Genomic DNA, 22,753 nt, shown 5'->3' with positions numbered 1-22,753 from the left:
GAGAGCATGATGGGCGAATTCGATGCCATCCGACCTTACGACGACAGTGAAGTCCCAGCGGTGCTGGCACGACTGCTTGGCGACAAGGCGTTTCTAGATATCCTCACCCACTTTCGCTTCCCGCGTTTTGCCGGCGCTTTAGGCTGGGCACTCAAACCTCTTATAGCCCATCGACTGCGCCGTGAGTTCGCCGGTATCACGTCGGTGGCTACTTTGCAGGACAAAGTCGAGTATTACGTCGACCACACCATCGAACGCGCCACGGACGGAGTGACCTACACCGGCGTCGAGCAGTTCAAGTCCGGCAGCGCCTATCTGTTCATCGCCAACCACCGCGATATCGTGATGGACCCGGCCTTCGTCAACTACGCCGTGTATCACGCCGGCTTGCCGACCCCGCGCATCGCCATCGGCGACAACCTGCTGCAAAAGCCCTTCGTCAGCGACCTGATGCGCTTGAACAAGAGCTTTATCGTGCACCGTTCGATCACCGGACGCCGCGAGAAAATGGCGGCGTATCAGTTACTCTCGGCCTACATCAACCATTCGATCCGCAACGATTGCGCCTCGATCTGGATCGCCCAGGCCGAAGGCCGGGCCAAGGACGGCGACGACCGTACCGAGTCGGCGATTCTCAAGATGTTTCACATGAGCCGCAAGGACGAGCCGTTCGGCGAAGTCATCCGTTCGCTGAACCTGACCCCGGTCTCGATCAGCTACGAATACGACCCGTGCGACCAGGCCAAGGCCCGCGAACTCTATATCCGCGCCACCACTGGCACCTACACCAAGGCGCCAGGCGAGGACGACGTGAGCATCGCCAAGGGCATCACCGGCTACAAGGGCCGGGTCCACGTGAACTTTGCCGCGCCGATCACCGAGCTGTTCGAAGACACCAAGCAGTTGGCGATCGAGATGGACAAGCAGATTCTGGGCGGTTATCGCCTGTTTCCGGTGCACTACCTGGCTTATGCCCAGTGGAAAGATGCCGTGCCGCAATTGCAGGTTCCCGGTGCCGCCGAGCTGTTTGCCGCCGACGAACTGACCAAGGCCCAGGAGCAGTGGCAGCAACGCCTGGACGCCTGCCCCGAGGAACATCGCCCGTTCCTGGTGTTGCAATATGCGACGCCGGTGCGCAATCAGTATCGAGTGAAGGCGGGGTTGCCGCTTTAACCCCGAATTCAACAACGGCGCCTTCGGGCGCCGTTTTTTTTGACCAAAAGATCGCGACCTACAACCGTTTACTAGACCTGCGTGCTGATCCACGACACCAGCAGCGCCAGCCCCATGCAGGCGAAGCCGAAGCGGTAGAAAAACCGGTTCATGCGCAGGGTCGCCCAATCCAGCGTGGGTTCTTCACTGGGACGTCTCTGGCGTTGAGCCTGCAGACTGGCCATCGCCCGTTGTTCGCGACGACGGGTGGCGTGCAGCAGCCAGCCGCCCGGAAAGGCAAAGAACAAGGCCAGCAGGTTGATCAATTTGGCGGGATGGGCGGTAAACAGCGTCATCAAATGCAGCGACATCACGAGCCTCAAGCAAATCAGGTGTGGCAGACGCCGAACGGACGACCGCGGCGCGGATTCTACCGAAAGCCTTCATACCTGCCCTCCCTTTCCGACAAAAAACGAAGCAATTGACCAAAAGCTGTCCTGCGTCACAGCTTCGTCATCTGAATAGGCCAGTCTGTGCCCCCTCGAAACCGACACGGACTGCGTCATGCTCCACGCCGAAAACCAGGATCGCCTTTACCTCATCAGTCACAGTGAAGAACAACAAACCCTCGTCGGCAGTCTCGCCTTCAACGTTCAAGACCGTCATTGGCTGGTGTATTGCGCACTGGGTGGTCATCAGCATGCGGATTTGCCGGAAGCGGATCTGCTGACAGGTGTGAGTGTGCTGGACTTTTACTCGCAGGCCGCCTGACTACGCGATTCCCTTGTGGGAGCGAGCCGGCTCTCACAGATATGAAAAAGCCCGGGACCATCGCTGGTACCGGGCTTTTTTGCATCTTGCGAAAGGTTACTCGCCGAGAATCTGACCTACGGTCGGATCCTTGAACAGGCGGGTCAATGCGTCGCTCAACACGTCGCTGACCAGCTTGGTGTTGGTTTCCTGGTTCGGTGCCATGCCGAAGCGCTGGTCCAGAGATGCGCCGTAACGACCACTGTAACGACGGTTGGCATTCTGCACATCGGAGCGGAATGTCGCGCCGATGGTGGCTTCGGTCACATACATGCCCTCTTTAGGCGACTGATATTTCAGCTCGGCCAGGGTCACGGTCAGTTGTGGAGCGTTCATCGCATTGGCCGTCGGGGTGAACCCCAACAGGCGCACGGCGGCTTCGGCCTGGGCCTGCAGCTTCGGCAGGATCTGTGCGCCCTGTACGGTAATCGCGCTGGTTTCCGGGTACAGACCACCACGGGTGCCCAGGGTTGGCGACGGACGACCATCCACCACACGTACCACAACCGGCTGACCGCGTCCTACCGGTGCCAGTTGCGCCGTCAGCTTGGGTTCCGGGTTCAGTTGTTGCGGGCTGTGGGCGCAGCCGACCAGCGTCAAGCTGGTCACAGTGATCAAACCGAACAACAGGCGTTGCAACATGCTCTTCTCTCCAGAATCAGGCACAAACAGGCCGGCAGTATAGCGGTGCGCCACTGCGGCGAACTAGCGTCTCGCAACGATGACTGAAATATCTGACAAATCCTGTAGATCGGGGTTCGATGTCACACATCGTTCACCCTCCTTTCACCTGCACGTCACGACTTGTTGACAACGTAGGCGGCAAATACCACAAGGTCATTCGCCATGCGCCATCTCATCTCATTGTTCGCACCACGCCCGCTGCATCGTTGCTTCGCCCTGCTCGACCGCAACGGCCATTGCCAGGCCTTCAAGCAGTGCAGCCTCCAGCCCATGGGCGATGGCTGGGTCGAAATCGAGGAAATTCGCCTGAACTGGCTGCACCAGCCCCTGCCCGCCAGCGCCTGCGTCACCCAACATCAACCCCGCTCACGGGCGCAGCAACTGTTGACCACCTGACCAGACGCCTAATAAAAGTCATTAAACACGACCAATTCCCCACGTTTCTTCGCTACAATCTCCCCCCGATTATAAGGACGTCTCCTGATCGGGCCTCGCAGCACCGTCAATGCCCTGGTATTGACACCCCGCACCGCCCACAGAGAGCCGCCCACACAGATCGAGTGAAGCTGGCGCGCTTGCTGTTCCTCAAGCAAAACCTCCACTTTTCGCGAATCTGCAGAGCTGTCATTACGCTCGGTCACTGAGCTGTTTGCCCGATTTGTCGCCTTGTATCTCCTGGCGGCAGACCATCCGGGCGCGGTGCCAGGCTGGGACAGCCCTTTTTGAGGTTCACGTCTTCAAAAGAGCGTGAAAAAAACGGGTTTTCACAACTTCACAAGAGTGTGGCGAGCAAATGAATAGTTTTGCGTCTGAACATGCACCATTAGCGTCTACAACAGCCCGACGACACAGGACCGAGTACACCTCGAATACCGGAGCCTGAAGCCTGTCCGCTACGGATTTGGTTGCACAAACGGATGTATCGACCATAAGTCGAATTGCCAGCCGCTCGTTGAAATGAGTTCATGGGACTCTGATTAGACCCGGCAGGCAGCGTCCGTCGAAGTTGCGAAAAATTGCGAAGATTCGGACATGGCGATCCTGCCATGAGTTCGAGGGGCATCACTGACTCGCCCCGGAACGCCTGGCAGCCATGCCGTCAATTTGGTGCTGCAGATTTTGGAGACGCGTTAAATGGCGCATAACGAAGCAGTCGACGTAGTACTGGTTGGGGCCGGCATCATGAGTGCCACCCTCGCAGTACTGCTCAAAGAGCTCGACCCGGCGATCAAGCTGGAAGTCGTCGAGCTGATGGATTCCGGTGCCGCCGAGAGTTCCAACCCATGGAACAACGCCGGTACCGGTCACGCCGGCCTATGCGAGCTGAACTACACGCCACAGGCTGCCGATGGCACCGTCGACATCAAGAAAGCCGTGCATATCAACACCCAGTTCGAGGTGTCGAAGCAGTTCTGGTCGTACCTGACCAAAAAAGGCACCTTCGGTTCGTGCAAGTCCTTCATCAGCCCGGTGCCGCACCTGAGCTTCGTCCAAGGCGACAGCGGCGTGTCCTTCCTCAAGGAACGCTTCAAGGTGCTGAGCAAGCACCACGCCTTCGCGGACATGGAATACACCGAAGACAAGGCGAAGATGGCCGAGTGGATGCCGTTGATGATGCCGGGGCGTGACGCTGGCGAAACCCTCGCCGCCACCCGCGTGATCAATGGCACCGACGTCAACTTCGGCGCCCTGACCAACCAGTTGCTCAAGCACCTGACCAGCGCACCCGATGCCCAGGTCAAGTACTGCAAGCGCGTCACCGGCCTCAAGCGCAACAACGGCGGCTGGACCGTCAGCATCAAGGACGTGAACAGCGGTAACACCCGTGACGTCGATGCCAAGTTCGTCTTCCTCGGCGCTGGCGGCGCGGCATTGCCGCTGCTGCAGGCTTCGGGCATCGAAGAGAGCAAAGGCTTCGGCGGTTTCCCGATCAGCGGCCAATGGCTGCGCTGCGACAACCCGGAAGTGGTCAAGCACCACCAGGCCAAGGTGTACAGCCAGGCTGCCGTGGGTTCGCCACCGATGTCCGTGCCGCACCTGGACACCCGCGTCGTCGACGGCAAGAAATCACTGCTGTTCGGACCTTACGCCGGTTTCACCACCAAGTTCCTCAAGCACGGCTCCTTCATGGACCTGCCGATGTCGGTTCGCGCCGGCAACATCGGCCCGATGCTGGCCGTGGCGAAAAACAACATGGACCTGACCAAATACCTGGTCAGCGAAGTGATGCAATCGATGGAACAACGCCTGGAATCCCTGCGTCGCTTCTACCCGGAAGCGAAAGCCGAAGACTGGCGTCTGGAAGTGGCCGGCCAGCGGGTGCAGATCATCAAGAAAGACCCGAAAAAAGGCGGCGTCCTGCAGTTCGGTACCGAACTGGTCGCGGCCAAGGACGGCTCTTTGGCCGCCCTGCTCGGTGCTTCGCCAGGTGCCTCGGTGACCGTTTCGATCATGCTGGAACTGATCGAAAAATGCTTCCCGGGCAAAGCCAAAGGCGAGTGGGCTGCCAAACTGGCGGAAATCTTCCCGGCCCGCGAGAAAGTCCTGGAAACCGACGCTGCGTTGTATCGCAAGATCAACACGCAGAACAACGTCGCCCTGGAACTGGTTGAAGCCAGCAGCGAAACCGAAAGCTACGCTTGATCCAGCCCCAGTAAAAACGCCCCGTTCTCAATGAGAGCGGGGCGTTTTTTTATGGGGCGGGTTAGCCGCGAGCCTTTTCGATCAGCTCGATGTAATCCGGTGCATTGCGCTGATCCTTGATCAGGGCAACAAAGTCATTACCGTGCTCATCCTTGCCGTCCAGATCGTAGCCCGCCTCGACAAAGAACGTCAGGAAACGCTCGAAATCATCGATACGCAGGCCACGGTAGGCCTTGATCAGTTTGTGCAACGAAGGCGAAGTGGCGTCGACCGGCTCGAAATCGAGGAACAACTTGATCTGCCCATCACCGATTTCGTCACCAATCACTTGTTTCTTATCTTTACGCATTGCCGACTCCAGCTCGCAGACATTTCACGGGCGGGCAGTTTACCCCTGCGCAGGCCCGGCACTCAACGCGGACGAACGCTGCCGGTGTGCAGATCGGCCCAGACATGGCCGTTGGCGTAACTGAGGAACTGGCAATACACCGTGTCATTGCGCAACAAATCGATGACCACCCGGTACTGCGCCAGCGGGTAATAAAGCGTCAGGGTTTTGCTCTGCTCGTCGTAGACCGGTTTTTTCAGGCTTTTGCTTTCGCCATCGAAGTTGACCAAGACCTGAGAGATGGTCGCACCCTTGTTCAAGGATTTGCCCTTGAGGCGGATCAACAGCGGCGAAGTGACCGGGATCGGCTGCTGATTGGATTGACGCTGACTGCCAACCACCACCGAATACTCGGTGACCTGCAACAGTTGTTGCTGCTCAGGCTGCGCGTCACGCAGGGTCAAATCATCCGGCGGCAGGAACTGTGCGTGCATCGGCGCCGGAGCGGCGGCCAGGGGCAGGCTGAGGGTCAGCAACAGGGCGGCGCAGCAGCGGATCAACAGGCTCATGACAGGCTCCGGGAACGGGGCCGAGCACTCTAGCATGGCTATCCGAAAGCACATGAAACCATTGTGGGAGCGAGCCTGCTCGCGAATGCGGTGTGCCAGCCCCATTAATCTGACTGACACGACGCCTTCGCGAGCAGGCTCGCTCCCACAGGGACTTGCGGCGGGGGGTTACATGCCTTTAACGGCAAAAATCCCGTTGGCGTTGCGCCAGTAGCCTTTGTAATCCATGCCGTAACCGAAGATGTAACGGTCGATGCACGGCAGACCGACGAAATCGGCCTTCAGGTCAGGACGAGCCTTGCGGTCGTGATCTTTATCGATCAGCACGGCGGTATGCACTTTGCGCGCGCCGGCGTGTTTGCAGAAGTCGATGATCGCGCCCAGGGTGTGACCTTCGTCGAGGATGTCGTCGATGATCAGCACATCACGGTCAATGAACGACACTTCCGGCTTGGCTTTCCAGAACAGCTCGCCGCCGCTGGTTTCGTTGCGATAGCGGGTGGCGTGCAGGTAGGACGCTTCCAGCGGGAAGTGCAGATGAGTCAGCAGTTTGCCGGAGAAAATCAGCCCGCCGTTCATCACACAGAACACCACCGGGTTGCTGTCCGCCAGTTGATCGTTGATTTGTGCACCGACGCGGGCGATGGCTGCCTCGACTTCAGCTTCGGTGTACAGGCAGTCAGCCTCTCGCATGATTTGACGGATATGCTCGAGATCAGCGGACATGGCGCTCTCCAGGAGGGTGGTTGGCGGGGGGATAGTCGCGAAAAGCGGGCAAAGGTACGCATCCTGCACGGCTGAATCAAGCCTTTATGGACTAACGTACTGTATGTCTATAGGACAACACCCTCGGATAGATTAATCTAGGCCGGTTTTTTTGCCCGCCGCCGGAGCCTTTCCCCATGCCCATCCTCGAGATCCGCCATCCGCTGATCCGTCACAAACTTGGCCTAATGCGCCGCGCAGACATCAGCACCAAGAATTTCCGTGAGCTCGCTCAGGAAGTCGGCGCCCTGCTGACCTATGAAGCCACCAAAGACCTGCCACTGGAAACCTACGATATCGAGGGTTGGTGCGGCACGGTCTCGGTCGAGAAAATCGCCGGCAAGAAGATTACCGTGGTGCCGATCCTGCGCGCCGGTATCGGCATGCTCGAAGGCGTGCTCAGCCTGATCCCGGGCGCCAAAGTCAGCGCCGTGGGCGTGGCCCGCAACGAGGAAACCCTCGAAGCCCACACCTACCTTGAGAAACTGGTACCGGAAATCGACGAGCGCCTGGCAATGATCATCGACCCGATGCTCGCCACCGGCGGTTCGATGGTCGCCACCATTGACCTGTTGAAGAAAGCCGGCTGCAAGGACATCCGCGCCATGGTGCTGGTCGCCGCGCCGGAAGGCATTGCCGTGGTCGAGAAGGCCCACCCGGACGTGATCATCTACACCGCTTCCATCGATCAGAAACTCAACGAACACGGTTATATCATTCCCGGCCTGGGCGATGCCGGTGACAAGATCTTCGGTACCAAGCAGAAGGACGCGTGAGCATGCAGCAAGAGTTCAACGATCCGCTCTGGCGCACGGTGCTGTCTGGCGCCCAGATGCTGTTCGTGGCCTTCGGCGCCCTGGTGTTGATGCCTCTGATTACCGGCCTTGACCCGAACGTGGCGCTGTTTACCGCAGGCCTGGGGACAATTCTGTTCCAGGTCGTCACCGGGCGTCAGGTGCCGGTGTTCCTGGCATCGAGTTTTGCCTTCATCACCCCGATCATTCTCGCCAAGGGCCAGTTCGGCCTGGCCGCGACCATGGGCGGCGTGATGGCGGCCGGTTTCGTCTACACCTTCCTCGGCCTTGCCGTGAAGATCAAAGGCACCGGTTTCATCGACCGTCTGCTGCCACCGGTGGTAATCGGTCCGGTGATCATCTCCATTGGCCTGGCCATGGCGCCGATTGCCGCCAACATGGCGATGGGCAAGGCGGGTGACGGTTCCGAGCTGATTCATTACCAGACCGCGATGCTGATCTCGATGCCGGCGCTGCTGACCACCCTGATCGTGGCGGTGTTCGGCAAAGGCATTTTCCGCCTGGTACCGATCATCTCCGGCGTACTCGTGGGTTTTGGCATGTCGTTCTACTTCGGCGTGGTCGACACCGCGAAGATTGCCGCAGCACCGTGGTTCGCCCTTCCGAACTTCACTGCGCCCGAGTTCAACTGGCAGGCGATTCTGTTCATCGTTCCGGTAGCCCTGGCTCCGGCCATCGAACACATCGGCGGCGTGATTGCCGTGGGTAGCGTGACCGGTCGCGATTACCTGAAAAAACCAGGTCTGCACCGCACCTTGCTGGGCGACGGCATTGCCACTACAGCAGCCGGCCTGTTCGGTGGTCCGCCCAACACCACCTACGCCGAAGTCACCGGCGCGGTGATGCTGACCAAGAACTACAACCCGAAAATCATGACCTGGGCAGCGATCTTCGCCATAAGCCTGGCGTTCATCGGCAAATTCGGTGCGCTGCTGCAAAGCATTCCGGTACCGGTGATGGGCGGGATTCTCTGCCTGTTGTTCGGTTCGATCGCAGCGGTAGGCATGAATACGCTGATTCGCCACAAGATCGATCTGGGCGAGGCACGTAATCTGGTGATCGTGTCGGTGACCCTGGTGTTCGGGATTGGCGGCGTACTGGTCGGCACCGGCACCGGTCCCGACGATTTCGGCCTCAAAGGCATCGCGCTGTGCGCGGTGGTGGCGATTGCGCTGAACCTGATACTGCCGGGCAATGACAGCTGGAAGCACAAGAAGGCGGATGAGCCACTGTTGTAACGGCTTGAGGTCTGAGTCGCCAGTCAGATAGCTTTCGCGGGCAAGTCGAATCGTCGCACCGCCGCTCCCACAGGTTTTGCGCAGACCCTGTGGGAGCGGCGGTGCGACGATTCGACTTGCCCGCGATGCTTTTAAAGGGCCAATGGCGCCCTTTCACACAGTGTACTCAACGCCCGCGCCCACTGCGGATCATCGTTGAGGCACGGTACCAGCACCAACTCCTCCCCCCCCGCTTCGCGGAACTGCTCCAGCCCGCGATCACCGATCTCTTCCAGCGTCTCGATGCAATCGGCAACGAATGCCGGGCACATCACCAGCACCTTCTTCACGCCGCTTTTGGCCAGTTCATCCAGGCGTGCTTCGGTGTAGGGTTCGATCCACTTGGCGCGGCCCAGACGCGACTGGAACGACACCGACCACTTGCCGTCCGGCAAGCCCATGCGCTTGGCAAACTCCTTGGCGGTGCGCAGGCACTGGCCGCGATAACAGGTGGCGACCACCTCCGGCGGCGCACCGGCGCAGCAATCACCGCCGCCTTCGAAGCTGTGGCCCGGGTTGAGTTTTTTCAGGTGTCGCTCCGGCAGACCGTGGAAGCTCAGCAACAAATGATCGTAATCCTGTTGCAGATGCGGTTTGGCCGTGGCCACCAGCGCATCGAGGTATTCCGGTTGATCGTAGAACGGCTGGAGTATCGACAATTGCACGTCGAGTTGCTTCTCGCGCAATACACGCTTGGCCTCTTCGATGACCGTGGTCGTGGTGCTGTCGGCGAATTGTGGATAAAGCGGCGCCAGGGTGATCCGCTTGTGGCCCTGACCTGCCAGGCGCAGCAGTGCCGTTTCAATGGACGGTTCGCCGTAACGCATCGCCAGTTCCACCGGACCGTGATGCCATTGGGCAGTCATGGCCTGCTGCAGGCGGCGGCTGAGCACCACCAGTGGCGAGCCCTCCTCCCACCAGATCGAGGCGTAGGCATGGGCCGACTGCTCGGGACGCTTGATCAGAATCAACGACACCAACAGACGTCGTATCGGCCATGGCAGGTCAATCACGTACGGGTCCATCAGAAACTGATTGAGGTAGCTGCGCACATCCGCCACCGAGGTGGAGGCAGGTGAGCCCAGGTTGACCAGAAGCAACGCGTGATCGGTCATGCAACGTCCTATTTCAGAGGCGGCTGGACAGATCGTCCAGGGCCGCGCGCAAATCAGTGAACTGGAAAGTGAAACCCGCTTCGAGCAAGCGCGCCGGCGTGGCCCGCTGGCCACCCAGCAACAATAACGACAATTCGCCCAGCCCGACCTTCAACACTAGGGCCGGCATCGGCATGAATGAGGGGCGGTGCAACACGCTGCCCAGGGTTTTGGCGAACTCGCGATTGCGCACCGGCTTCGGTGCGCAGGCATTATAGGGACCGCTGGCTTCATTGCGATGCAGAAGAAAATCAATCAAGGCGATTTGATCGTTGATATGGATCCACGGCATCCATTGCCGACCATTGCCGATCGGCCCGCCCAGCCCCAGTTTGAACGGCAGTAACAGCCGCGACAAAAAGCCGCCGTCGGCGGACAACACCAACCCGGTACGGATGAGTACCACACGGATACCCAGGGCTTCGGCGCGCTGGGCGGTTTCCTCCCAAGCGATGCACAGCTGGCTGGCAAAATCGTCGATTACCGGTGGCGATTCCTCGGTCAGTTCACGCTCACCGCCATCGCCGTACCAACCGACCGCGGAGCCGGAAATCAATACCTGCGGTTTCTGTTCACGAGTTTCGAGCCAAACCAGCAAGGTTTCCGTCAGAGTGATGCGACTGCTCCATAACAGCGCTTTGCGTTTGGTCGTCCAGGGACGGTCAGCGATCGGCGCACCGGCGAGATTGACGATGGCATCGACAGACTCCTGCCCCACGTCCTCAAGTCGAGCGACACCACGCACTTGAGCACCACAGACTTTGGCCACCTTTGCAGGCGTCCGGCTCCAGACCGTCAGACGATGGCCCTGGCTCAACCAGAGTCGGCAGAGCTGACGTCCTATCAAACCAGTACCGCCGGTCAGCAATATGTGCATGACTTCTTCCTCGCGTGGCGTTTTACCCTGATCACTAGTCTATTTTTATAAGCAAGGGATCTTTGATATCGGGCAGACTCTGTGTTTAACAATAGGCCAAGCTGTCGGAACGAGAACGCTAAAAGTTATACCGAAAAACATCATTGTACAGGTTTCAACCCCGGCGTAGTCTGTACAGAAAGGTAAACGAGGCCCTTATGACTGTACCTATCGCAATCATCGGCACCGGCATTGCCGGACTCTCAGCCGCACAAGCCCTGACAGACGCAGGGCATGTCGTGCAACTTTTCGATAAAAGCCGCGGCAGTGGCGGACGCATGTCGAGCAAGCGCAGCGATGCGGGTGCCCTGGATATGGGCGCGCAGTATTTCACTGCCCGGGATCGCCGCTTCGTCACCGAAGTCCAGCGCTGGCAAGCCAACGGCTGGGTCGCCGAATGGACGCCGCAGCTGTACACCTACCATGGCGGCCAACTGAACCTGTCGCCGGACGAACAGACGCGCTGGGTGGGTACGCCACGCATGAGCGCCATCACCCGCGCCTTGATCGGCGATCTCGAAGTGCATTTCGCCTGCCGGATCACCGAGGTCTATCGCGGTGAAGAACACTGGCATCTGCAGGATGCCGAAGGCTTTACCCACGGCCCGTTCAGCCACGTGGTGATCGCCACGCCGGCACCGCAGGCAACGGCGTTGCTGGCTTCCGCGCCGAAGCTGGCCGGTGCTGCCGCCGGGGTAAAAATGGACCCCACATGGGCCGTCGCGCTGGCGTTTGAAACCCCGCTGGATACGCCTATGGAAGGCTGTTTCGTGCAAGACAGCCCGCTGGACTGGCTGGCGCGCAATCGCAGCAAACCGGGGCGCGACAACACCCTCGACACCTGGGTGCTGCATGCCACCAGCGCCTGGAGCCGCCAGCACATCGACCTGCCAAAAGAAGCGGTGATCGAGCAGTTGCACGGTGCGTTTGCCGAATTGCTGCACGACGCCATGCCCGCGCCATCCTTCAGCCTCGCCCACCGCTGGCTCTACGCCCGCCCGGCCAGCAGCCATGAATGGGGCACCCTGGCCGATGCCGACCTGGGCCTGTATGCCTGTGGCGACTGGTGCCTGTCCGGACGTGTCGAAGGGGCTTGGCTCAGTGGCCAGGAAGCCGCTCGCCGTCTGCACGCGCATCTGCAGTGAATCCCGATTCATTTGCTGCTGTCGACATGGACAGCAGCCCGCCCCTTAAACAACGAAAACAGTGATGCCGGGCGATTGTGTTCACTGCCCCCCTAAAAACCTATACAAAAAAATTGACTTGTACATCTTTGAATCTAAGATGAACTCATGCCGTACAGATTTTGTTTCTGCACAGGTTCTGATTCCGAGGTGCCCCAATGCTCCTTCCCGCCGCGAAACCGAAAATCGCCATCAGCGCCTGCCTGATGGGCGCCGAGGTGCGCTACAACGGCGGGCACAAGGCATCGCGACTGTGCAGCCGCATCCTCACCGATTACTTTGATTTCGTGCCGGTCTGCCCGGAAGTCGCCATTGGCCTGGGCATTCCTCGCGAGCCGATCCGGCTGGTGGGTGATCCGGATCGGCCCGAAGCCGTCGGCACGGTCGATCGCCAACTGAATGTTACCCGGCTACTGGCCGAGTACGGTCAACAGATGGCGGCGGAACTGGGCGATATCTGCGGCTATATCTTCATGCAGAGGTCCCCCTCCTGTGGCATGGAACGGGTCAAGGTCTATCACACCAACGGCGCACCGCAGGATAGCGGTGGCCAGGGTATCTATGCCCGGGCGTTCTGCGCCTTGCATCCTGACCTGCCGGTGGAAGAAGACGGTCGGCTCAACGATCCGGTACTGCGAGAAAACTTCCTTACCCGTGTATTCGCCTACAGCGCCTGGCAGCAACTGCTGAAAGAAGGTCTGAGCCGTCGCGGCCTGACGGACTTTCATTCGCGCTACAAATATTTGCTGATGGCCCACAACCCGGTGCAATACAAAACCCTGGGCAATCTGTTGGGCAACATGGGGGGCACCGATCCGCGAGAGCTTGGCCCACGCTACTTCAGTGAGCTGATGGCCGCGCTGAAAAAATGCGCCACGCGCCGCACCCACACCAATGTCTTGCAGCATCTGAGCGGCTATCTCAAACAGGCGATCAACGCCGAGGACAAGCAGGAAGTGCAGCACGTCATCGGCCAGTATCGCCACGGCATCGTGCCTTTGGTGGTGCCGTTGACGCTGCTCAAACATCACTTTCGTCAACACCCCGACCCTTACATTGCGCAACAGGTTTACCTGCAACCGCACCCGGAAAACCTCAGTTTGCGAAACGCCATCTGATGAAAGCCCCCCTCGACAGCAGCGCCAGCGAAGACCACGGCATGGACTTCAAGAAAGCCCTCGACGAAGGCTGGCTGCCGATTCGTGAAGTGGCCCGGCAGACCGGCGTCAACGCCATCACCTTGCGTGCCTGGGAGCGGCGGTATGGCCTGATCGTGCCGCAACGCACGCCCAAGGGGCATCGGCTGTTCTCCGCCGAACATGTGCAGCGCATCCTGACGATCCTCACCTGGCTCAACCGCGGTGTCGCTGTCAGCCAGGTCAAGCAATTGCTCGAAACCCCACAAGCCTTTAGCGAACCCGTGGAAAACGATTGGCACCTGCTGTGCCAGACCTTGCTGAACACGGTTACGCAATTGAACGAACGTACGCTGGACGACACCGTCAATCAGGCCATGGCGTTGTACCCGCCGCGCACCTTGTGCGAGCAGCTGCTGATGCCATTACTGGCGGAACTGGAGAAGCGCTGGCAGGGCCAGTTCGGTGCCCAGATGGAGCGCGTGTTTTTTTATTCCTGGTTACGCAGCAAATTCGGCGCGCGCATCTACCATAACAACCGTCAGCTAAACACCGCCCCACTGCTGTTGATCAATCACTCGGATTTGCCACTGGAACCTCATCTGTGGCTCACCGCATGGTTGATCAGTAGCACCGATTGCCCGGTGGAGGTGTTCGACTGGCCGCTGCCTGTCGGCGAACTTTCGCTGGCGGTCGACCGTCTGCAAGCCCGAGGCGTACTGCTGTATTCCAGCAAAGCCATAAACCTTTCGCAGCTGACGAAACTTTTGAGTGGCGTCAGTTGCCCAAAAATGATCGCCGGACCAACGGTGCGCATTCACCACACCGAGTTGTCCGTCAGAACCTTCGTAATCGCTGACTTGTACCTGGCCGAAGATCCGTTGTTGGCACACCAGGCACTCGTTCAGCGCGGGCTGATTTAATGGACACCCCGATGCAATTGATCTGGCTGCGCAGCGATTTGCGCGTACACGACAACACCGCCCTCGCCACCGCTGCGGCGGTGGGCCCGAGTGTGGCGGTGTATCTGCTGAGCCCGGGACAATGGCTGGAACACGACGATGCACCGTGCAAAGTGGACTTTTGGCTGCGCAACCTGGGTGAGCTGAAGCAGGCACTGGGCGAACTGAACATTCCCCTGCTGATCCGCAACGCTCCGCGCTGGGATGACGCGCCGCAGGTGTTGCTGGATATTTGCCAACGGCTGAACATCGGTGCCGTGCACCTCAATGAGGAATACGGCATTCATGAAACCCGCCGGGATGCTGCGGTAGCCGAAACGCTGAAGGCCCAAGGCATCAATGTTCACAGCTACCTCGATCAGTTGCTGTTCAAGCCTGGTAGTGTGTTGACCAAAACCGGGACCTATTTCCAGGTCTTCAGTCAGTTCCGCAAAGTCTGTTACGAACGCCTGCACCGGTCGCTGCCCCGCCTGGTCAGCGCTCCTATGGCTCAAACGCCGCTGAACATCGCCAGTGATGAGATTCCGACCCACATCACAGGGTTCCCCCCACCCACCGAGCGCTTGCGTGCATTGTGGCCAGCCGGCGAAGCCGAGGCCCGACGCCGCCTCGACACCTTCACCGATGCCCAGATCGACTACTACCAAAGCGAGCGGGACTTCCCGGCGAAACCCGGTACCAGCCAACTGTCAGCCTATCTCGCCGCCGGGGTGATTTCCCCACGCCAATGCCTGCACGCCGCGCTGCAAAGCAATCAAGGCGAATTCGAAAGCGGCAAGGTCGGTGCCGTGACCTGGATCAATGAACTGCTGTGGCGCGAGTTCTACAAACACATTCTGGTGGGTTACCCGAGGGTTTCTCGCCATCGTGCTTTCCGTCCGGAAACCGAGGCCCTGGCCTGGCGCGATGCGCCTGAAGAACTCGTGGCCTGGCAGCAGGCCCGCACGGGTTTGCCGATCATCGACGCGGCCATGCGCCAACTGTTGGAGACCGGCTGGATGCACAACCGCCTGCGCATGGTGGTCGCGATGTTCCTGACCAAAAACCTGTTGATCGACTGGCGCGAAGGCGAACGCTTTTTCATGCGCCATCTGATCGATGGCGATCTGGCTGCGAATAATGGCGGCTGGCAATGGAGTTCATCGACCGGCACCGACTCGGCGCCCTACTTCCGGATTTTCAATCCGTTGAGCCAGTCGGAAAAATTCGATGCCGAAGGTGTGTTCATCAAGCACTGGTTGCCGGAATTGGCAGGCTTGAACAAAAAGGAAGTGCACAACCCGGCGAGCCTCGGCGGACTGTTCGGGGTCGCGGATTATCCACCCCCGATTGTCGACCTGCACGCGTCCCGCACGCGGGCCCTCGCAGCGTTCAAAAATCTGCCACAAAGACAAGGCACAGGAGGCTACCATGAGTAGTTGGCCGGGCTGGACGAGTTTCTGGCTAAAAAGGGGATTGAGATGAGTCTTACGCCGCCACGACGATATTGGCTGACCGGCGCCAGCAGCGGCATTGGCGCGGCGTTGGCCGAAGAAATACTGAAATCCGGTGCTCACCTGGCAGTCAGCTCACGCTCGGTAGCGCCGTTGAAAGTCTTGTCCCAGCGATATCCGGGCCAGGTACTGGTGCTGGCCGGCGACCTGACCAACAGTCAGACCGTGCGTGAAATCGGCGAGCAGATCGCCGATCAATGGGGTTCGCTGGACACGGTGATCCTCAATGCCGGCACTTGTGAATACGTGGATGCCAAACAGTTCGACGCCTCGATCGTCGAGCACGTGGTGCGGACCAATCTGCTCGCCAGCAGCTATTGCATCGAAGCTGCCTCGCCGTTATTGCGGGCCGGCATCGCCCCGCACTTGGTCGGTATGGCCAGTTCGGTAACTTATCTGCCGCTGCCTAGGGCTGAATCCTATGGCGCTTCGAAGGCGGGGATGCGAACGCTGTTTGAGTCCCAGCGTCTTGCTCTGGCACCTGAGGGTATCGAAGTTACCGTGATCGGCCCCGGTTTTGTGGATTCACCACTGAACGTTAAAAACGATCTCCCGATGCCCCTGAGTTGGCCGGCAGATAAAGCCGCAAGACACATTTTTGCCAAACTCAGGGAGCGTCCGCTGGAAATTGCCTTTCCGGGATTGTTCTTGGCCGCTCTCTGGCCGCTCTCGCAAATGCCCAACCAAGTGAAGTTTGCAATCGGCAAGCGCATAGTGCGCAGCAGTCCGCCAATCAAGGACTAGACGCGAGCATTGCCAATCACGGCCGCAAGACAACCCCAGACGTCTGCGGCCGAGCGTCCGTCCGAGCTTTCACACAGTACCGGCCGACTGCCTTACACTGCGCGCCATGAATACCATTCCCCACCTTCAAATTGCCGAGCCGGCCGTGACGTGTTCGAGCTGTGCAGCTTGCTGCTGCCAGCTTGAAGTCATGTTAATCACCGACACAGGCGTGCCCGAGCGTTATATCGATACCGATGACTGGGGCGGGGAAGTCATGTTGCGCCTGGATGATGGCTGGTGCGCCGCACTCGATCGCGACACGATGATGTGCACCATCTACGAAAAACGCCCGCTGATTTGCCGGGAATTCGAGATGGGCGCACCGGAATGCATTGATGAGCGACAGGGTATTTCGACGGCTTACCGCTAATTTCAAACTTCATCGAAGCCCAATGTGGGAGCGAGCCTGCTCGCAAATGCTATGTATCAGTCAATATTAATGTCGACTGACACACCGCATTTGCGAGCAGGCTCGCTCCCACATTTACAGCGGCATCGTGTAATGCAACGCGTAGCTTTCTATACCATTGTTCGGGCTGCTGATACCGGCATTGGAGTAATGTGTCGCACGAATGCCGACTTCATGTCCGCCGGTAAAACGCAGACCCACTCCGAAGCGGTCTTCGAACTGAAAGGAACTGCCGAGATTGTTGTTTTCGATTTCAGTGTCGGAGAAAAACGCCACACCCACCCCCAGTTCGACGTATGGCTTGACGTTCTGGCCGGCAAACTCATAAACAAATACGGGAGAGAACGACAGGCTGTTGTTGCCGGAAGTTTTGTCGCCTTCCCAGTAGGTGTAGGCACCGCTCCAGTAACCGGTCAGGCGACCCACGTCGCTCTGCCACCAGCTCTTGTCCCAATCGAATTGCATGCCCAGACGATAAGTCATGGTCGATTCGCCGGTCTGACCAATCCCGAACTCCACGCCTGCCGCCTGTGCGGTAAAACTGTGCCCCATCAGTGCGGCCGCAATCGCGGCCAAGCAGAATAGTCGCTTCATAGAAACTTCCTTTTCCGAACGATTTCGTTTGGTTTTTTTGTTGCTCGACGCACACAGCTATAGAAGTCGGCGATTTATCAGAAGTTCACCCCAATGTTTACGACGCCCCAAAGCTTTCTTACTCCTCAAAGCTTCGCACAACGCCAGCGTTATTCCACAAGATCGGCAATATATTTGTGAAATGCTGCGGATCGGCACTGGTCCAGAACTGCGCAGTTCGTGCTGGCCCATCGGCGAGCAACTCGCGTTCGCTCAACAAGCGTTGAAGTTGCCGCGCAACAGCGGCGCCAGTATCGATCAGGCTGATGTCGTCAGGAATCATCGGCTTGAGCAGTGGCTTGAGAAAGGGGTAATGGGTACAACCCAGAATGATGGTGTCAGCGCCCGCGCCAAGCAGCGGTCCAACGTAACTTTCAAGCAGCTGGCGAAGGGCTGGACTGTGCAGATCGCCCTTCTCGATCAGCTCCACCAACCCGGGACAAGGTTGGGTGATCACCCGCACATCGGTGGCGAAACGGTCGAGCAACGCCGCGAACTTGGCGCTCTGCAGCGTACCGGTCGTGGCCAGCACCCCGACCACGCCACTGCGGGTAGCGGCGGCTGCCGGCTTGACCGCGGGCTCCATGCCGACGATGGGCCATTCGGGGTAATCGCGGCGCAGGTCTGCAACGCCGGCGACGGTGGCGGTATTACAGGCCAGCACCAGGGCCTTGGCGCCCTGCTGTTGGAAAAAGCCGGCCATGACGCTGCAACGCTGTTGGATAAACTCAGGGGTTTTCTCGCCGTAGGGAATGTTCCCGCAATCGGCGACGTACAAAAGAGACTCATTGGGCAGTAACCGCTGGATCTCGGCCAGCACCGAAAGCCCACCGACACCCGAGTCGAACACGCCAATCGGCGCGTCACGCATGCTTCGGCCCACAGACTTTACAACCCGGATCACGTTTGACCCGCAACTCACGGAAACGCGAGCCCAACGCATCGATCAACAACAGGCGTCCTACCAGCGGTTCGCCGAAACCCGCCAGCAACTTCAGCGCTTCGAGCGCCTGCAAGCTACCGACCAGCCCCACCAACGGACCGACCACTCCGGCTTCGCTGCAGGTTAATTCGGCCTCACTGCCGTGCCCGTATAAACAGTGGTAGCACGGACTCTCCGGCCGACGTGGGTCGAATACCGACAATTGCCCTTCGAGACGAATCGCCGCGCCACTGACCAGCGGTTTGCCAGCCAACACGCACGCGGCATTGACCGCTTCGCGGGTGGAAAAATTGTCGGAACAGTCGAGGACCAGATCCACCCCGGCCACGGCAGCAACCAAAGAGTCTTCATCCAGTGCAGCTCGATGGGCGACCAGTTGAATCTCAGGGTTGATGGCCGTCAGGCGCTTGATCGCCGAGTCGACTTTGCTCATGCCGACGCTATCGGTGTCGTGGATGATCTGGCGTTGCAGATTGGTCAGATCGACCGTGTCAAAATCCGCCAGATGCAACTCACCGACGCCCGCAGCCGCGAGGTACAGCGCCACTGGTGCACCGAGACCGCCCAGACCGACGATCAGCACACGGCTGTCTTTGAGCCGCAATTGACCCTCGATGTCGATGTGAGCCAGCAGTATTTGCCGACTGTAACGCAGCAATTCCTGATCATTCAGCATGGCAAGCGCCCCAGACTGATGCGTTGGTGACCGCCGAGGTCAGTGCGGCTGTGGACGTCTTCAAAGCCACGGGTCAGCAGCAGATCGCGCACCGCTTCGGCTTGATCGTAACCGTGTTCGAGCATCAACCAGCCCCCGGCCTCCAGATGATCCGGTGCCTGGGCGACGATCAGGCGCAGATCGTCGAGCCCGTCGGCTCCGGCCACCAAGGCGCTGGCCGGCTCGAAGCGCACATCACCTTCCACCAGGTGCGGGTCGGTCGCGGCAATATAAGGCGGGTTGCTGATGATCAGCTCAAAGCGCTGGCCTTCCAGGGCGCTGAACCAATGACTGCTGAGCACTGTGGCGTTATTCAGATGCAAGCGCTGGCGATTGCGCTCGGCCAAGGCCACGGCTTCGAGCACCCGATCCACGGCGGTGACCTGCCATGCCGGGCGCTCGCTGGCCAGGGCCAGTGCAATGGCGCCGCTGCCGGTACCAAGGTCGAGTACCTTCGCCGCGGTAGCCGGCAACAATTCGAGTGCGGCTTCCACCAGCAACTCGGTGTCCGGGCGCGGGATCAGCGTGTGCGGCGCCACTTCCAGGTCGAGCTTCCAGAAACCTTGTTGACCGAGAATGTAAGCCACCGGCTCACCACTGCGACGACGCTGCAAATATTCGGCGAACGTCAGCGCCGCTTCGCTCGGGACGATGCGCTCCGGCCAGGTGTGCAAAAAGCTGCGGGACTTGCCCAACGCCGCCGCCAGCAACAATTCGGCGTCCAGACGTGCCGTGGGCGAGTCGGGCAAATCGGCGGCACGCAACAAACTGGCAATGATCGTCATTTACTCACCTATCGCTGCCAGTTGATCGGCCTGGTACTCGGCCAGCAGCGGCTCGATCACTGCATCGACGCCACCGGCAAGGATTTCGTCGAGGGAGTACAGCGTCAGGTTGACCCGGTGATCGGTCACCCGGCCCTGGGCAAAGTTGTACGTGCGGATGCGCTCGGAACGGTCGCCGGAACCCACCAGCAATTTACGCTCGCTGGCGATGGCATTGGCGGCGGCACTGGTTTGCTGGTCATTGAGCTTGGCCGACAGCCAAGCCATCGCCCGCGCGCGGTTCTTGTGTTGCGAACGCTCTTCCTGGCACTCAACGACAATGCCGGATGGCAAGTGAGTGATGCGGATCGCCGAGTCGGTCTTGTTGACGTGCTGACCGCCGGCACCGGAGGAACGGTAGGTGTCGATCCGCAAGTCCGCCGGGTTGATTTCGATCGCTTCCTGTTCGTCCGGCTCAGGCAATACCGCCACGGTGCAGGCCGAGGTGTGGATGCGCCCTTGGGATTCTGTCGCCGGAACCCGTTGCACACGGTGGGCACCGGACTCGAATTTCAGCTTGCCGTAAACGTTATCGCCTTCAACCCGGGCGATCACTTCTTTATAGCCGCCGTGCTCACCCTCGTTTTCCGAGAGGATCTCCACTCGCCAACCGCGACGTTCGGCGTAACGCGAATACATGCGGAACAGGTCGCCGGAGAAAATCGCCGCTTCGTCGCCACCGGTGCCGGCGCGGATTTCGAGGAATACGTTGCGTCCGTCGTTCGGGTCCTTGGGCAGCAGCATGCGTTGCAGACTGGCTTCCAGTTCGACCAGACGCTCCTTGGCTTCGCGGACTTCTTCCACGGCCATTTCACGCATGTCCGGGTCGCTGTCCTTGAGCAACGCCTGGGCGCCTTCGAGGTCACCCTGCACTTTGAGCAACTGTTTATAGGTGTCGACAATCGGCTCGACTTCCGCGTACTCCTTGGAATAGGTGCGGAATTTGTTCTGATCGGAAATGACCTCGCCATCGCCAAGCAAGGCGGTCAGTTCTTCGAAACGGTCCTGGAGGATGTCCAGCTTATTGAGCAGTGACGCTTTCATTGCGGTTTCTTATCCGAAAAGCTTTCCGATGAGCCCTCATGGAGGGCAAAGAGTTCCTGGGCCATCGCCAGCGCATCGAGGCGACCTTCGGCAGAGAGCTTTTTCAACTGCACGCTCGGTGCGTGCAACAGTTTATTGGTCAGGCCACGGGCCAACTGCACCAACACTTCTTCAGCGCTGCCACCATTGGCCAGCAGGCGTTGGGCCTTTTGCAGTTCTTCGTCGCGCAAGCGTTCGCTTTGTTGACGATAGGCCTTGAGCACATCGACTGCCGCCAACTCCCTCAGGCGGACCATGAAGTCCTCGGCACCGACCGACACCATCTCTTCCGCTGCCTGGGCAGCGCCCTGTCGACTCTTGAGGTTCTCGGCGACCACCTCGTGGAGATCGTCGACGCTATACAGGTAAACGTCGTCCAACTCGCCGACTTCAGGTTCGATATCGCGCGGAACGGCGATATCCACCATGAAAATAGGCTTGTGCTTGCGCAGCTTCAGGGCGCTTTCCACCGCCCCTTTGCCGAGGATCGGCAATTGGCTGGCGGTCGAACTGATGACGATGTCACTGCGCACCAGCTCGGCCGGAATGTCCGACAGCAACACCGCATGGGCACCGAACTGCTCGGCCAGGGTGCTTGCACGCTCCAGCGTGCGGTTGGCCACCACGATGCGCTTGACCCCAAGATCATGCAGATGACGGGCGACCAGGGTAATGGTCTCGCCGGCGCCGATCAGCAAGGCCTGGCTGCGTTGCAGGTCGCTGAAAATCTGTTTCGCCAGGCTGACCGCGGCAAACGCCACGGACACCGGGTTCTCGCCGATGGCGGTGTCGGTGCGCACTTGCTTGGCCGCATTGAACGTGGCCTGGAACAGCCGCCCGAGCAACGGACCGATGGTGCCGGCCTCCCGGGCCACGGCGTAGGCCGATTTCATCTGACCGAGAATCTGCGGCTCGCCCAACACCAGCGAATCGAGCCCGGAAGCCACCCGCATCATGTGACGAACTGCCGCATCATCTTCGTGCACATAGGCGCTTTCGCGCAGTTCATCGAGACTCAAATGATGATATTCGGCCAGCCAGCGCAGCACGATTTCCGCCGACAGGTGATCCTGTTCTATATAGAGTTCACTGCGATTGCAGGTGGAGAGGATCGCAGCTTCGCGGCTGTCGGTGAGTCGGCAGAGCTGCTGCAAGGCCTCAACCAGCTGCTCAGGGGTAAAGGCCACGCGCTCGCGGACGTCTACTGAAGCAGTCTTGTGGTTAATACCGAGTGCGAGGAAGGCCATTCAAAGTCGCTGATGGTGACGTGAAGCCGGCAATTGTCCTACTTCGTCAGATTCAGAACAACTACTCGATATCTATTGAGCCAGTAGGCGACACCCGTGCTTGCGAGCGGTTCTCGTTTACACGGACTAGACCTCTGCATGTGCAGGAGCAGCGGGTAAATTGGCGGCCCGGTTATGTTTGCCCCAAGGCTTGTGTCATGATGATCCGACCGCAGGTTAGTCGTC

25 protein-coding genes are annotated in these 22,753 nt (G+C 59.4%); 12 read left to right on the top strand and 13 right to left on the bottom strand.

All coding sequences use genetic code 11. The annotated features are described in order from the left end of the window. The first annotated feature begins 6 nt into the window (after positions 1-6). Positions 7-1,173 (top strand): 1-acyl-sn-glycerol-3-phosphate acyltransferase, encoded by a 1,167-nt coding sequence (locus FFS64_RS00280; RefSeq protein ID WP_137803751.1) that lies wholly within the window; start codon positions 7-9, stop codon positions 1,171-1,173. Between the two features lie 71 nt (positions 1,174-1,244). On the opposite strand, the gene FFS64_RS00275 is transcribed toward FFS64_RS00280, so the two are convergent. Continuing rightward, the gene (locus FFS64_RS00275; protein WP_137803750.1) at positions 1,245-1,523 is read right to left on the bottom strand and encodes a hypothetical protein; all 279 of its coding nucleotides are present in this window, start codon (positions 1,521-1,523) and stop codon (positions 1,245-1,247) included. 193 nt (positions 1,524-1,716) lie between these two features. Between FFS64_RS00275 and FFS64_RS00270 the strand changes: the two genes are divergently transcribed. Further along, positions 1,717-1,923: a hypothetical protein gene (locus FFS64_RS00270; protein WP_095192943.1), complete on the top strand. Its 207-nt coding sequence runs from the start codon at positions 1,717-1,719 to the stop codon at positions 1,921-1,923. A 96-nt stretch (positions 1,924-2,019) separates the two neighbouring features. Here the strand turns inward: FFS64_RS00270 and FFS64_RS00265 are convergent, their stop codons facing one another. After that, a complete protein-coding gene (locus FFS64_RS00265; protein ID WP_095192942.1) occupies positions 2,020-2,604 on the bottom strand; it encodes a YajG family lipoprotein in 585 nt (194 codons plus the stop codon). A 204-nt stretch (positions 2,605-2,808) separates the two neighbouring features. On the opposite strand from FFS64_RS00265, the gene FFS64_RS00260 reads away from it, so the two are divergent. Next, positions 2,809-3,042 carry a hypothetical protein gene (locus FFS64_RS00260; protein ID WP_137803749.1) on the top strand — a complete coding sequence of 78 codons (234 nt, stop codon included), beginning with the start codon at positions 2,809-2,811 and terminating at the stop codon, positions 3,040-3,042. Between the two features lie 738 nt (positions 3,043-3,780). After that, positions 3,781-5,289 (top strand): malate dehydrogenase (quinone), encoded by a 1,509-nt coding sequence (gene mqo, locus FFS64_RS00255; protein WP_137803748.1) that lies wholly within the window; start codon positions 3,781-3,783, stop codon positions 5,287-5,289. A gap of 61 nt (positions 5,290-5,350) precedes the next feature. Here mqo and FFS64_RS00250 read toward each other — a convergent pair whose 3' ends face one another. The 3 genes from FFS64_RS00250 to FFS64_RS00240 form a co-directional block, all read right to left on the bottom strand. Beyond that, positions 5,351-5,638, bottom strand: a complete 288-nt coding sequence (locus FFS64_RS00250) for a PA4642 family protein (protein WP_137803747.1) — start codon at positions 5,636-5,638, stop codon at positions 5,351-5,353. A 62-nt stretch (positions 5,639-5,700) separates the two neighbouring features. Continuing rightward, positions 5,701-6,186, bottom strand: a complete 486-nt coding sequence (locus FFS64_RS00245; RefSeq protein ID WP_137803746.1) for a hypothetical protein — start codon at positions 6,184-6,186, stop codon at positions 5,701-5,703. A 168-nt stretch (positions 6,187-6,354) separates the two neighbouring features. After that, a complete protein-coding gene (locus FFS64_RS00240) occupies positions 6,355-6,912 on the bottom strand; it encodes a hypoxanthine-guanine phosphoribosyltransferase (protein ID WP_095192937.1) in 558 nt (185 codons plus the stop codon). A gap of 176 nt (positions 6,913-7,088) precedes the next feature. Between FFS64_RS00240 and upp the strand changes: the two genes are divergently transcribed. Together upp and FFS64_RS00230 are read left to right on the top strand one after the other, a co-directional pair. Next, a complete protein-coding gene (upp, locus tag FFS64_RS00235; RefSeq protein WP_008060213.1) occupies positions 7,089-7,727 on the top strand; it encodes a uracil phosphoribosyltransferase in 639 nt (212 codons plus the stop codon). 2 nt (positions 7,728-7,729) lie between these two features. Continuing rightward, the gene (locus FFS64_RS00230) at positions 7,730-9,004 is read left to right on the top strand and encodes a uracil-xanthine permease family protein (protein ID WP_137803745.1); all 1,275 of its coding nucleotides are present in this window, start codon (positions 7,730-7,732) and stop codon (positions 9,002-9,004) included. Between the two features lie 131 nt (positions 9,005-9,135). On the opposite strand, the gene hemH is transcribed toward FFS64_RS00230, so the two are convergent. Beyond that, the gene (gene hemH, locus FFS64_RS00225) at positions 9,136-10,158 is read right to left on the bottom strand and encodes a ferrochelatase (protein ID WP_137803744.1); all 1,023 of its coding nucleotides are present in this window, start codon (positions 10,156-10,158) and stop codon (positions 9,136-9,138) included. 13 nt (positions 10,159-10,171) lie between these two features. Continuing rightward, on the bottom strand, positions 10,172-11,074 hold the full coding sequence (locus FFS64_RS00220; RefSeq protein ID WP_137803743.1) for a TIGR01777 family oxidoreductase: 903 nt from the start codon (positions 11,072-11,074) through the stop codon (positions 10,172-10,174). A 197-nt stretch (positions 11,075-11,271) separates the two neighbouring features. Between FFS64_RS00220 and FFS64_RS00215 the strand changes: the two genes are divergently transcribed. The 6 genes from FFS64_RS00215 to FFS64_RS00190 all read left to right on the top strand — a co-directional run bounded on the left by FFS64_RS00215 (position 11,272) and on the right by FFS64_RS00190 (position 17,044). After that, positions 11,272-12,258: an NAD(P)/FAD-dependent oxidoreductase gene (locus FFS64_RS00215; protein WP_137803742.1), complete on the top strand. Its 987-nt coding sequence runs from the start codon at positions 11,272-11,274 to the stop codon at positions 12,256-12,258. 197 nt (positions 12,259-12,455) lie between these two features. Further along, positions 12,456-13,415: a DUF523 and DUF1722 domain-containing protein gene (locus tag FFS64_RS00210; RefSeq protein WP_137803741.1), complete on the top strand. Its 960-nt coding sequence runs from the start codon at positions 12,456-12,458 to the stop codon at positions 13,413-13,415. Continuing rightward, the gene (locus FFS64_RS00205) at positions 13,415-14,356 is read left to right on the top strand and encodes a MerR family transcriptional regulator (protein WP_137803740.1); all 942 of its coding nucleotides are present in this window, start codon (positions 13,415-13,417) and stop codon (positions 14,354-14,356) included. Before FFS64_RS00210 ends, FFS64_RS00205 begins: the two co-directional genes overlap by 1 nt. An 11-nt stretch (positions 14,357-14,367) precedes the next feature. Continuing rightward, entirely contained in the window at positions 14,368-15,813 is a 1,446-nt protein-coding gene (gene phrB / locus FFS64_RS00200) for a deoxyribodipyrimidine photo-lyase (protein WP_137803739.1), read from the top strand. A 42-nt stretch (positions 15,814-15,855) separates the two neighbouring features. Further along, a complete protein-coding gene (locus FFS64_RS00195) occupies positions 15,856-16,632 on the top strand; it encodes an SDR family oxidoreductase (protein ID WP_137803738.1) in 777 nt (258 codons plus the stop codon). A gap of 106 nt (positions 16,633-16,738) precedes the next feature. After that, positions 16,739-17,044 (top strand): YkgJ family cysteine cluster protein, encoded by a 306-nt coding sequence (locus FFS64_RS00190; protein WP_095192928.1) that lies wholly within the window; start codon positions 16,739-16,741, stop codon positions 17,042-17,044. Between the two features lie 114 nt (positions 17,045-17,158). On the opposite strand, the gene FFS64_RS00185 is transcribed toward FFS64_RS00190, so the two are convergent. The 6 genes from FFS64_RS00185 to hemA all read right to left on the bottom strand — a co-directional run bounded on the left by FFS64_RS00185 (position 17,159) and on the right by hemA (position 22,528). Continuing rightward, entirely contained in the window at positions 17,159-17,677 is a 519-nt protein-coding gene (locus tag FFS64_RS00185; protein WP_095192927.1) for an acyloxyacyl hydrolase, read from the bottom strand. A gap of 118 nt (positions 17,678-17,795) precedes the next feature. Continuing rightward, on the bottom strand, positions 17,796-18,587 hold the full coding sequence (gene murI, locus FFS64_RS00180) for a glutamate racemase (protein WP_137803737.1): 792 nt from the start codon (positions 18,585-18,587) through the stop codon (positions 17,796-17,798). Next, positions 18,580-19,335, bottom strand: a complete 756-nt coding sequence (locus tag FFS64_RS00175) for a molybdopterin-synthase adenylyltransferase MoeB (protein ID WP_137803736.1) — start codon at positions 19,333-19,335, stop codon at positions 18,580-18,582. The genes murI and FFS64_RS00175 overlap by 8 nt, the downstream gene beginning before the upstream one ends. Then, a complete protein-coding gene (gene prmC, locus FFS64_RS00170) occupies positions 19,329-20,159 on the bottom strand; it encodes a peptide chain release factor N(5)-glutamine methyltransferase (protein WP_137803735.1) in 831 nt (276 codons plus the stop codon). Before prmC ends, FFS64_RS00175 begins: the two co-directional genes overlap by 7 nt. Beyond that, complete coding sequence (prfA, locus tag FFS64_RS00165) at positions 20,160-21,242, bottom strand: peptide chain release factor 1 (RefSeq protein ID WP_095192923.1); 1,083 nt, start codon at positions 21,240-21,242, stop codon at positions 20,160-20,162. Continuing rightward, a complete protein-coding gene (gene hemA, locus FFS64_RS00160; RefSeq protein ID WP_137803734.1) occupies positions 21,239-22,528 on the bottom strand; it encodes a glutamyl-tRNA reductase in 1,290 nt (429 codons plus the stop codon). The genes prfA and hemA overlap by 4 nt, the downstream gene beginning before the upstream one ends. Positions 22,529-22,753 lie beyond the last annotated feature (225 nt).

The sequence above is a fragment of the Pseudomonas sp. G(2018) genome, assembly GCF_005502415.1.
In the GTDB taxonomy this organism is placed as follows: domain Bacteria; phylum Pseudomonadota; class Gammaproteobacteria; order Pseudomonadales; family Pseudomonadaceae; genus Aquipseudomonas.
This window is presented reverse-complemented; position numbering and strand designations above follow the sequence as displayed.

Excerpts from the sequence above, each read along its gene's own strand:
- FFS64_RS00280 (WP_137803751.1), top strand. The coding sequence starts at position 7 with ATGATGGGCGAATTCGATGCCATCCGACCTTACGACGACAGTGAAGTC.
- FFS64_RS00275 (WP_137803750.1), bottom strand. The coding sequence starts at position 1,523 with ATGTCGCTGCATTTGATGACGCTGTTTACCGCCCATCCCGCCAAATTG.
- FFS64_RS00270 (WP_095192943.1), top strand. The coding sequence starts at position 1,717 with ATGCTCCACGCCGAAAACCAGGATCGCCTTTACCTCATCAGTCACAGT.
- FFS64_RS00265 (WP_095192942.1), bottom strand. The coding sequence starts at position 2,604 with ATGTTGCAACGCCTGTTGTTCGGTTTGATCACTGTGACCAGCTTGACG.
- FFS64_RS00260 (WP_137803749.1), top strand. The coding sequence starts at position 2,809 with ATGCGCCATCTCATCTCATTGTTCGCACCACGCCCGCTGCATCGTTGC.
- mqo (WP_137803748.1), top strand. The coding sequence starts at position 3,781 with ATGGCGCATAACGAAGCAGTCGACGTAGTACTGGTTGGGGCCGGCATC.
- FFS64_RS00250 (WP_137803747.1), bottom strand. The coding sequence starts at position 5,638 with ATGCGTAAAGATAAGAAACAAGTGATTGGTGACGAAATCGGTGATGGG.
- FFS64_RS00245 (WP_137803746.1), bottom strand. The coding sequence starts at position 6,186 with ATGAGCCTGTTGATCCGCTGCTGCGCCGCCCTGTTGCTGACCCTCAGC.
- FFS64_RS00240 (WP_095192937.1), bottom strand. The coding sequence starts at position 6,912 with ATGTCCGCTGATCTCGAGCATATCCGTCAAATCATGCGAGAGGCTGAC.
- upp (WP_008060213.1), top strand. The coding sequence starts at position 7,089 with ATGCCCATCCTCGAGATCCGCCATCCGCTGATCCGTCACAAACTTGGC.
- FFS64_RS00230 (WP_137803745.1), top strand. The coding sequence starts at position 7,730 with ATGCAGCAAGAGTTCAACGATCCGCTCTGGCGCACGGTGCTGTCTGGC.
- hemH (WP_137803744.1), bottom strand. The coding sequence starts at position 10,158 with ATGACCGATCACGCGTTGCTTCTGGTCAACCTGGGCTCACCTGCCTCC.
- FFS64_RS00220 (WP_137803743.1), bottom strand. The coding sequence starts at position 11,074 with ATGCACATATTGCTGACCGGCGGTACTGGTTTGATAGGACGTCAGCTC.
- FFS64_RS00215 (WP_137803742.1), top strand. The coding sequence starts at position 11,272 with ATGACTGTACCTATCGCAATCATCGGCACCGGCATTGCCGGACTCTCA.
- FFS64_RS00210 (WP_137803741.1), top strand. The coding sequence starts at position 12,456 with ATGCTCCTTCCCGCCGCGAAACCGAAAATCGCCATCAGCGCCTGCCTG.
- FFS64_RS00205 (WP_137803740.1), top strand. The coding sequence starts at position 13,415 with ATGAAAGCCCCCCTCGACAGCAGCGCCAGCGAAGACCACGGCATGGAC.
- phrB (WP_137803739.1), top strand. The coding sequence starts at position 14,368 with ATGCAATTGATCTGGCTGCGCAGCGATTTGCGCGTACACGACAACACC.
- FFS64_RS00195 (WP_137803738.1), top strand. The coding sequence starts at position 15,856 with ATGAGTCTTACGCCGCCACGACGATATTGGCTGACCGGCGCCAGCAGC.
- FFS64_RS00190 (WP_095192928.1), top strand. The coding sequence starts at position 16,739 with ATGAATACCATTCCCCACCTTCAAATTGCCGAGCCGGCCGTGACGTGT.
- FFS64_RS00185 (WP_095192927.1), bottom strand. The coding sequence starts at position 17,677 with ATGAAGCGACTATTCTGCTTGGCCGCGATTGCGGCCGCACTGATGGGG.
- murI (WP_137803737.1), bottom strand. The coding sequence starts at position 18,587 with ATGCGTGACGCGCCGATTGGCGTGTTCGACTCGGGTGTCGGTGGGCTT.
- FFS64_RS00175 (WP_137803736.1), bottom strand. The coding sequence starts at position 19,335 with ATGCTGAATGATCAGGAATTGCTGCGTTACAGTCGGCAAATACTGCTG.
- prmC (WP_137803735.1), bottom strand. The coding sequence starts at position 20,159 with ATGACGATCATTGCCAGTTTGTTGCGTGCCGCCGATTTGCCCGACTCG.
- prfA (WP_095192923.1), bottom strand. The coding sequence starts at position 21,242 with ATGAAAGCGTCACTGCTCAATAAGCTGGACATCCTCCAGGACCGTTTC.
- hemA (WP_137803734.1), bottom strand. The coding sequence starts at position 22,528 with ATGGCCTTCCTCGCACTCGGTATTAACCACAAGACTGCTTCAGTAGAC.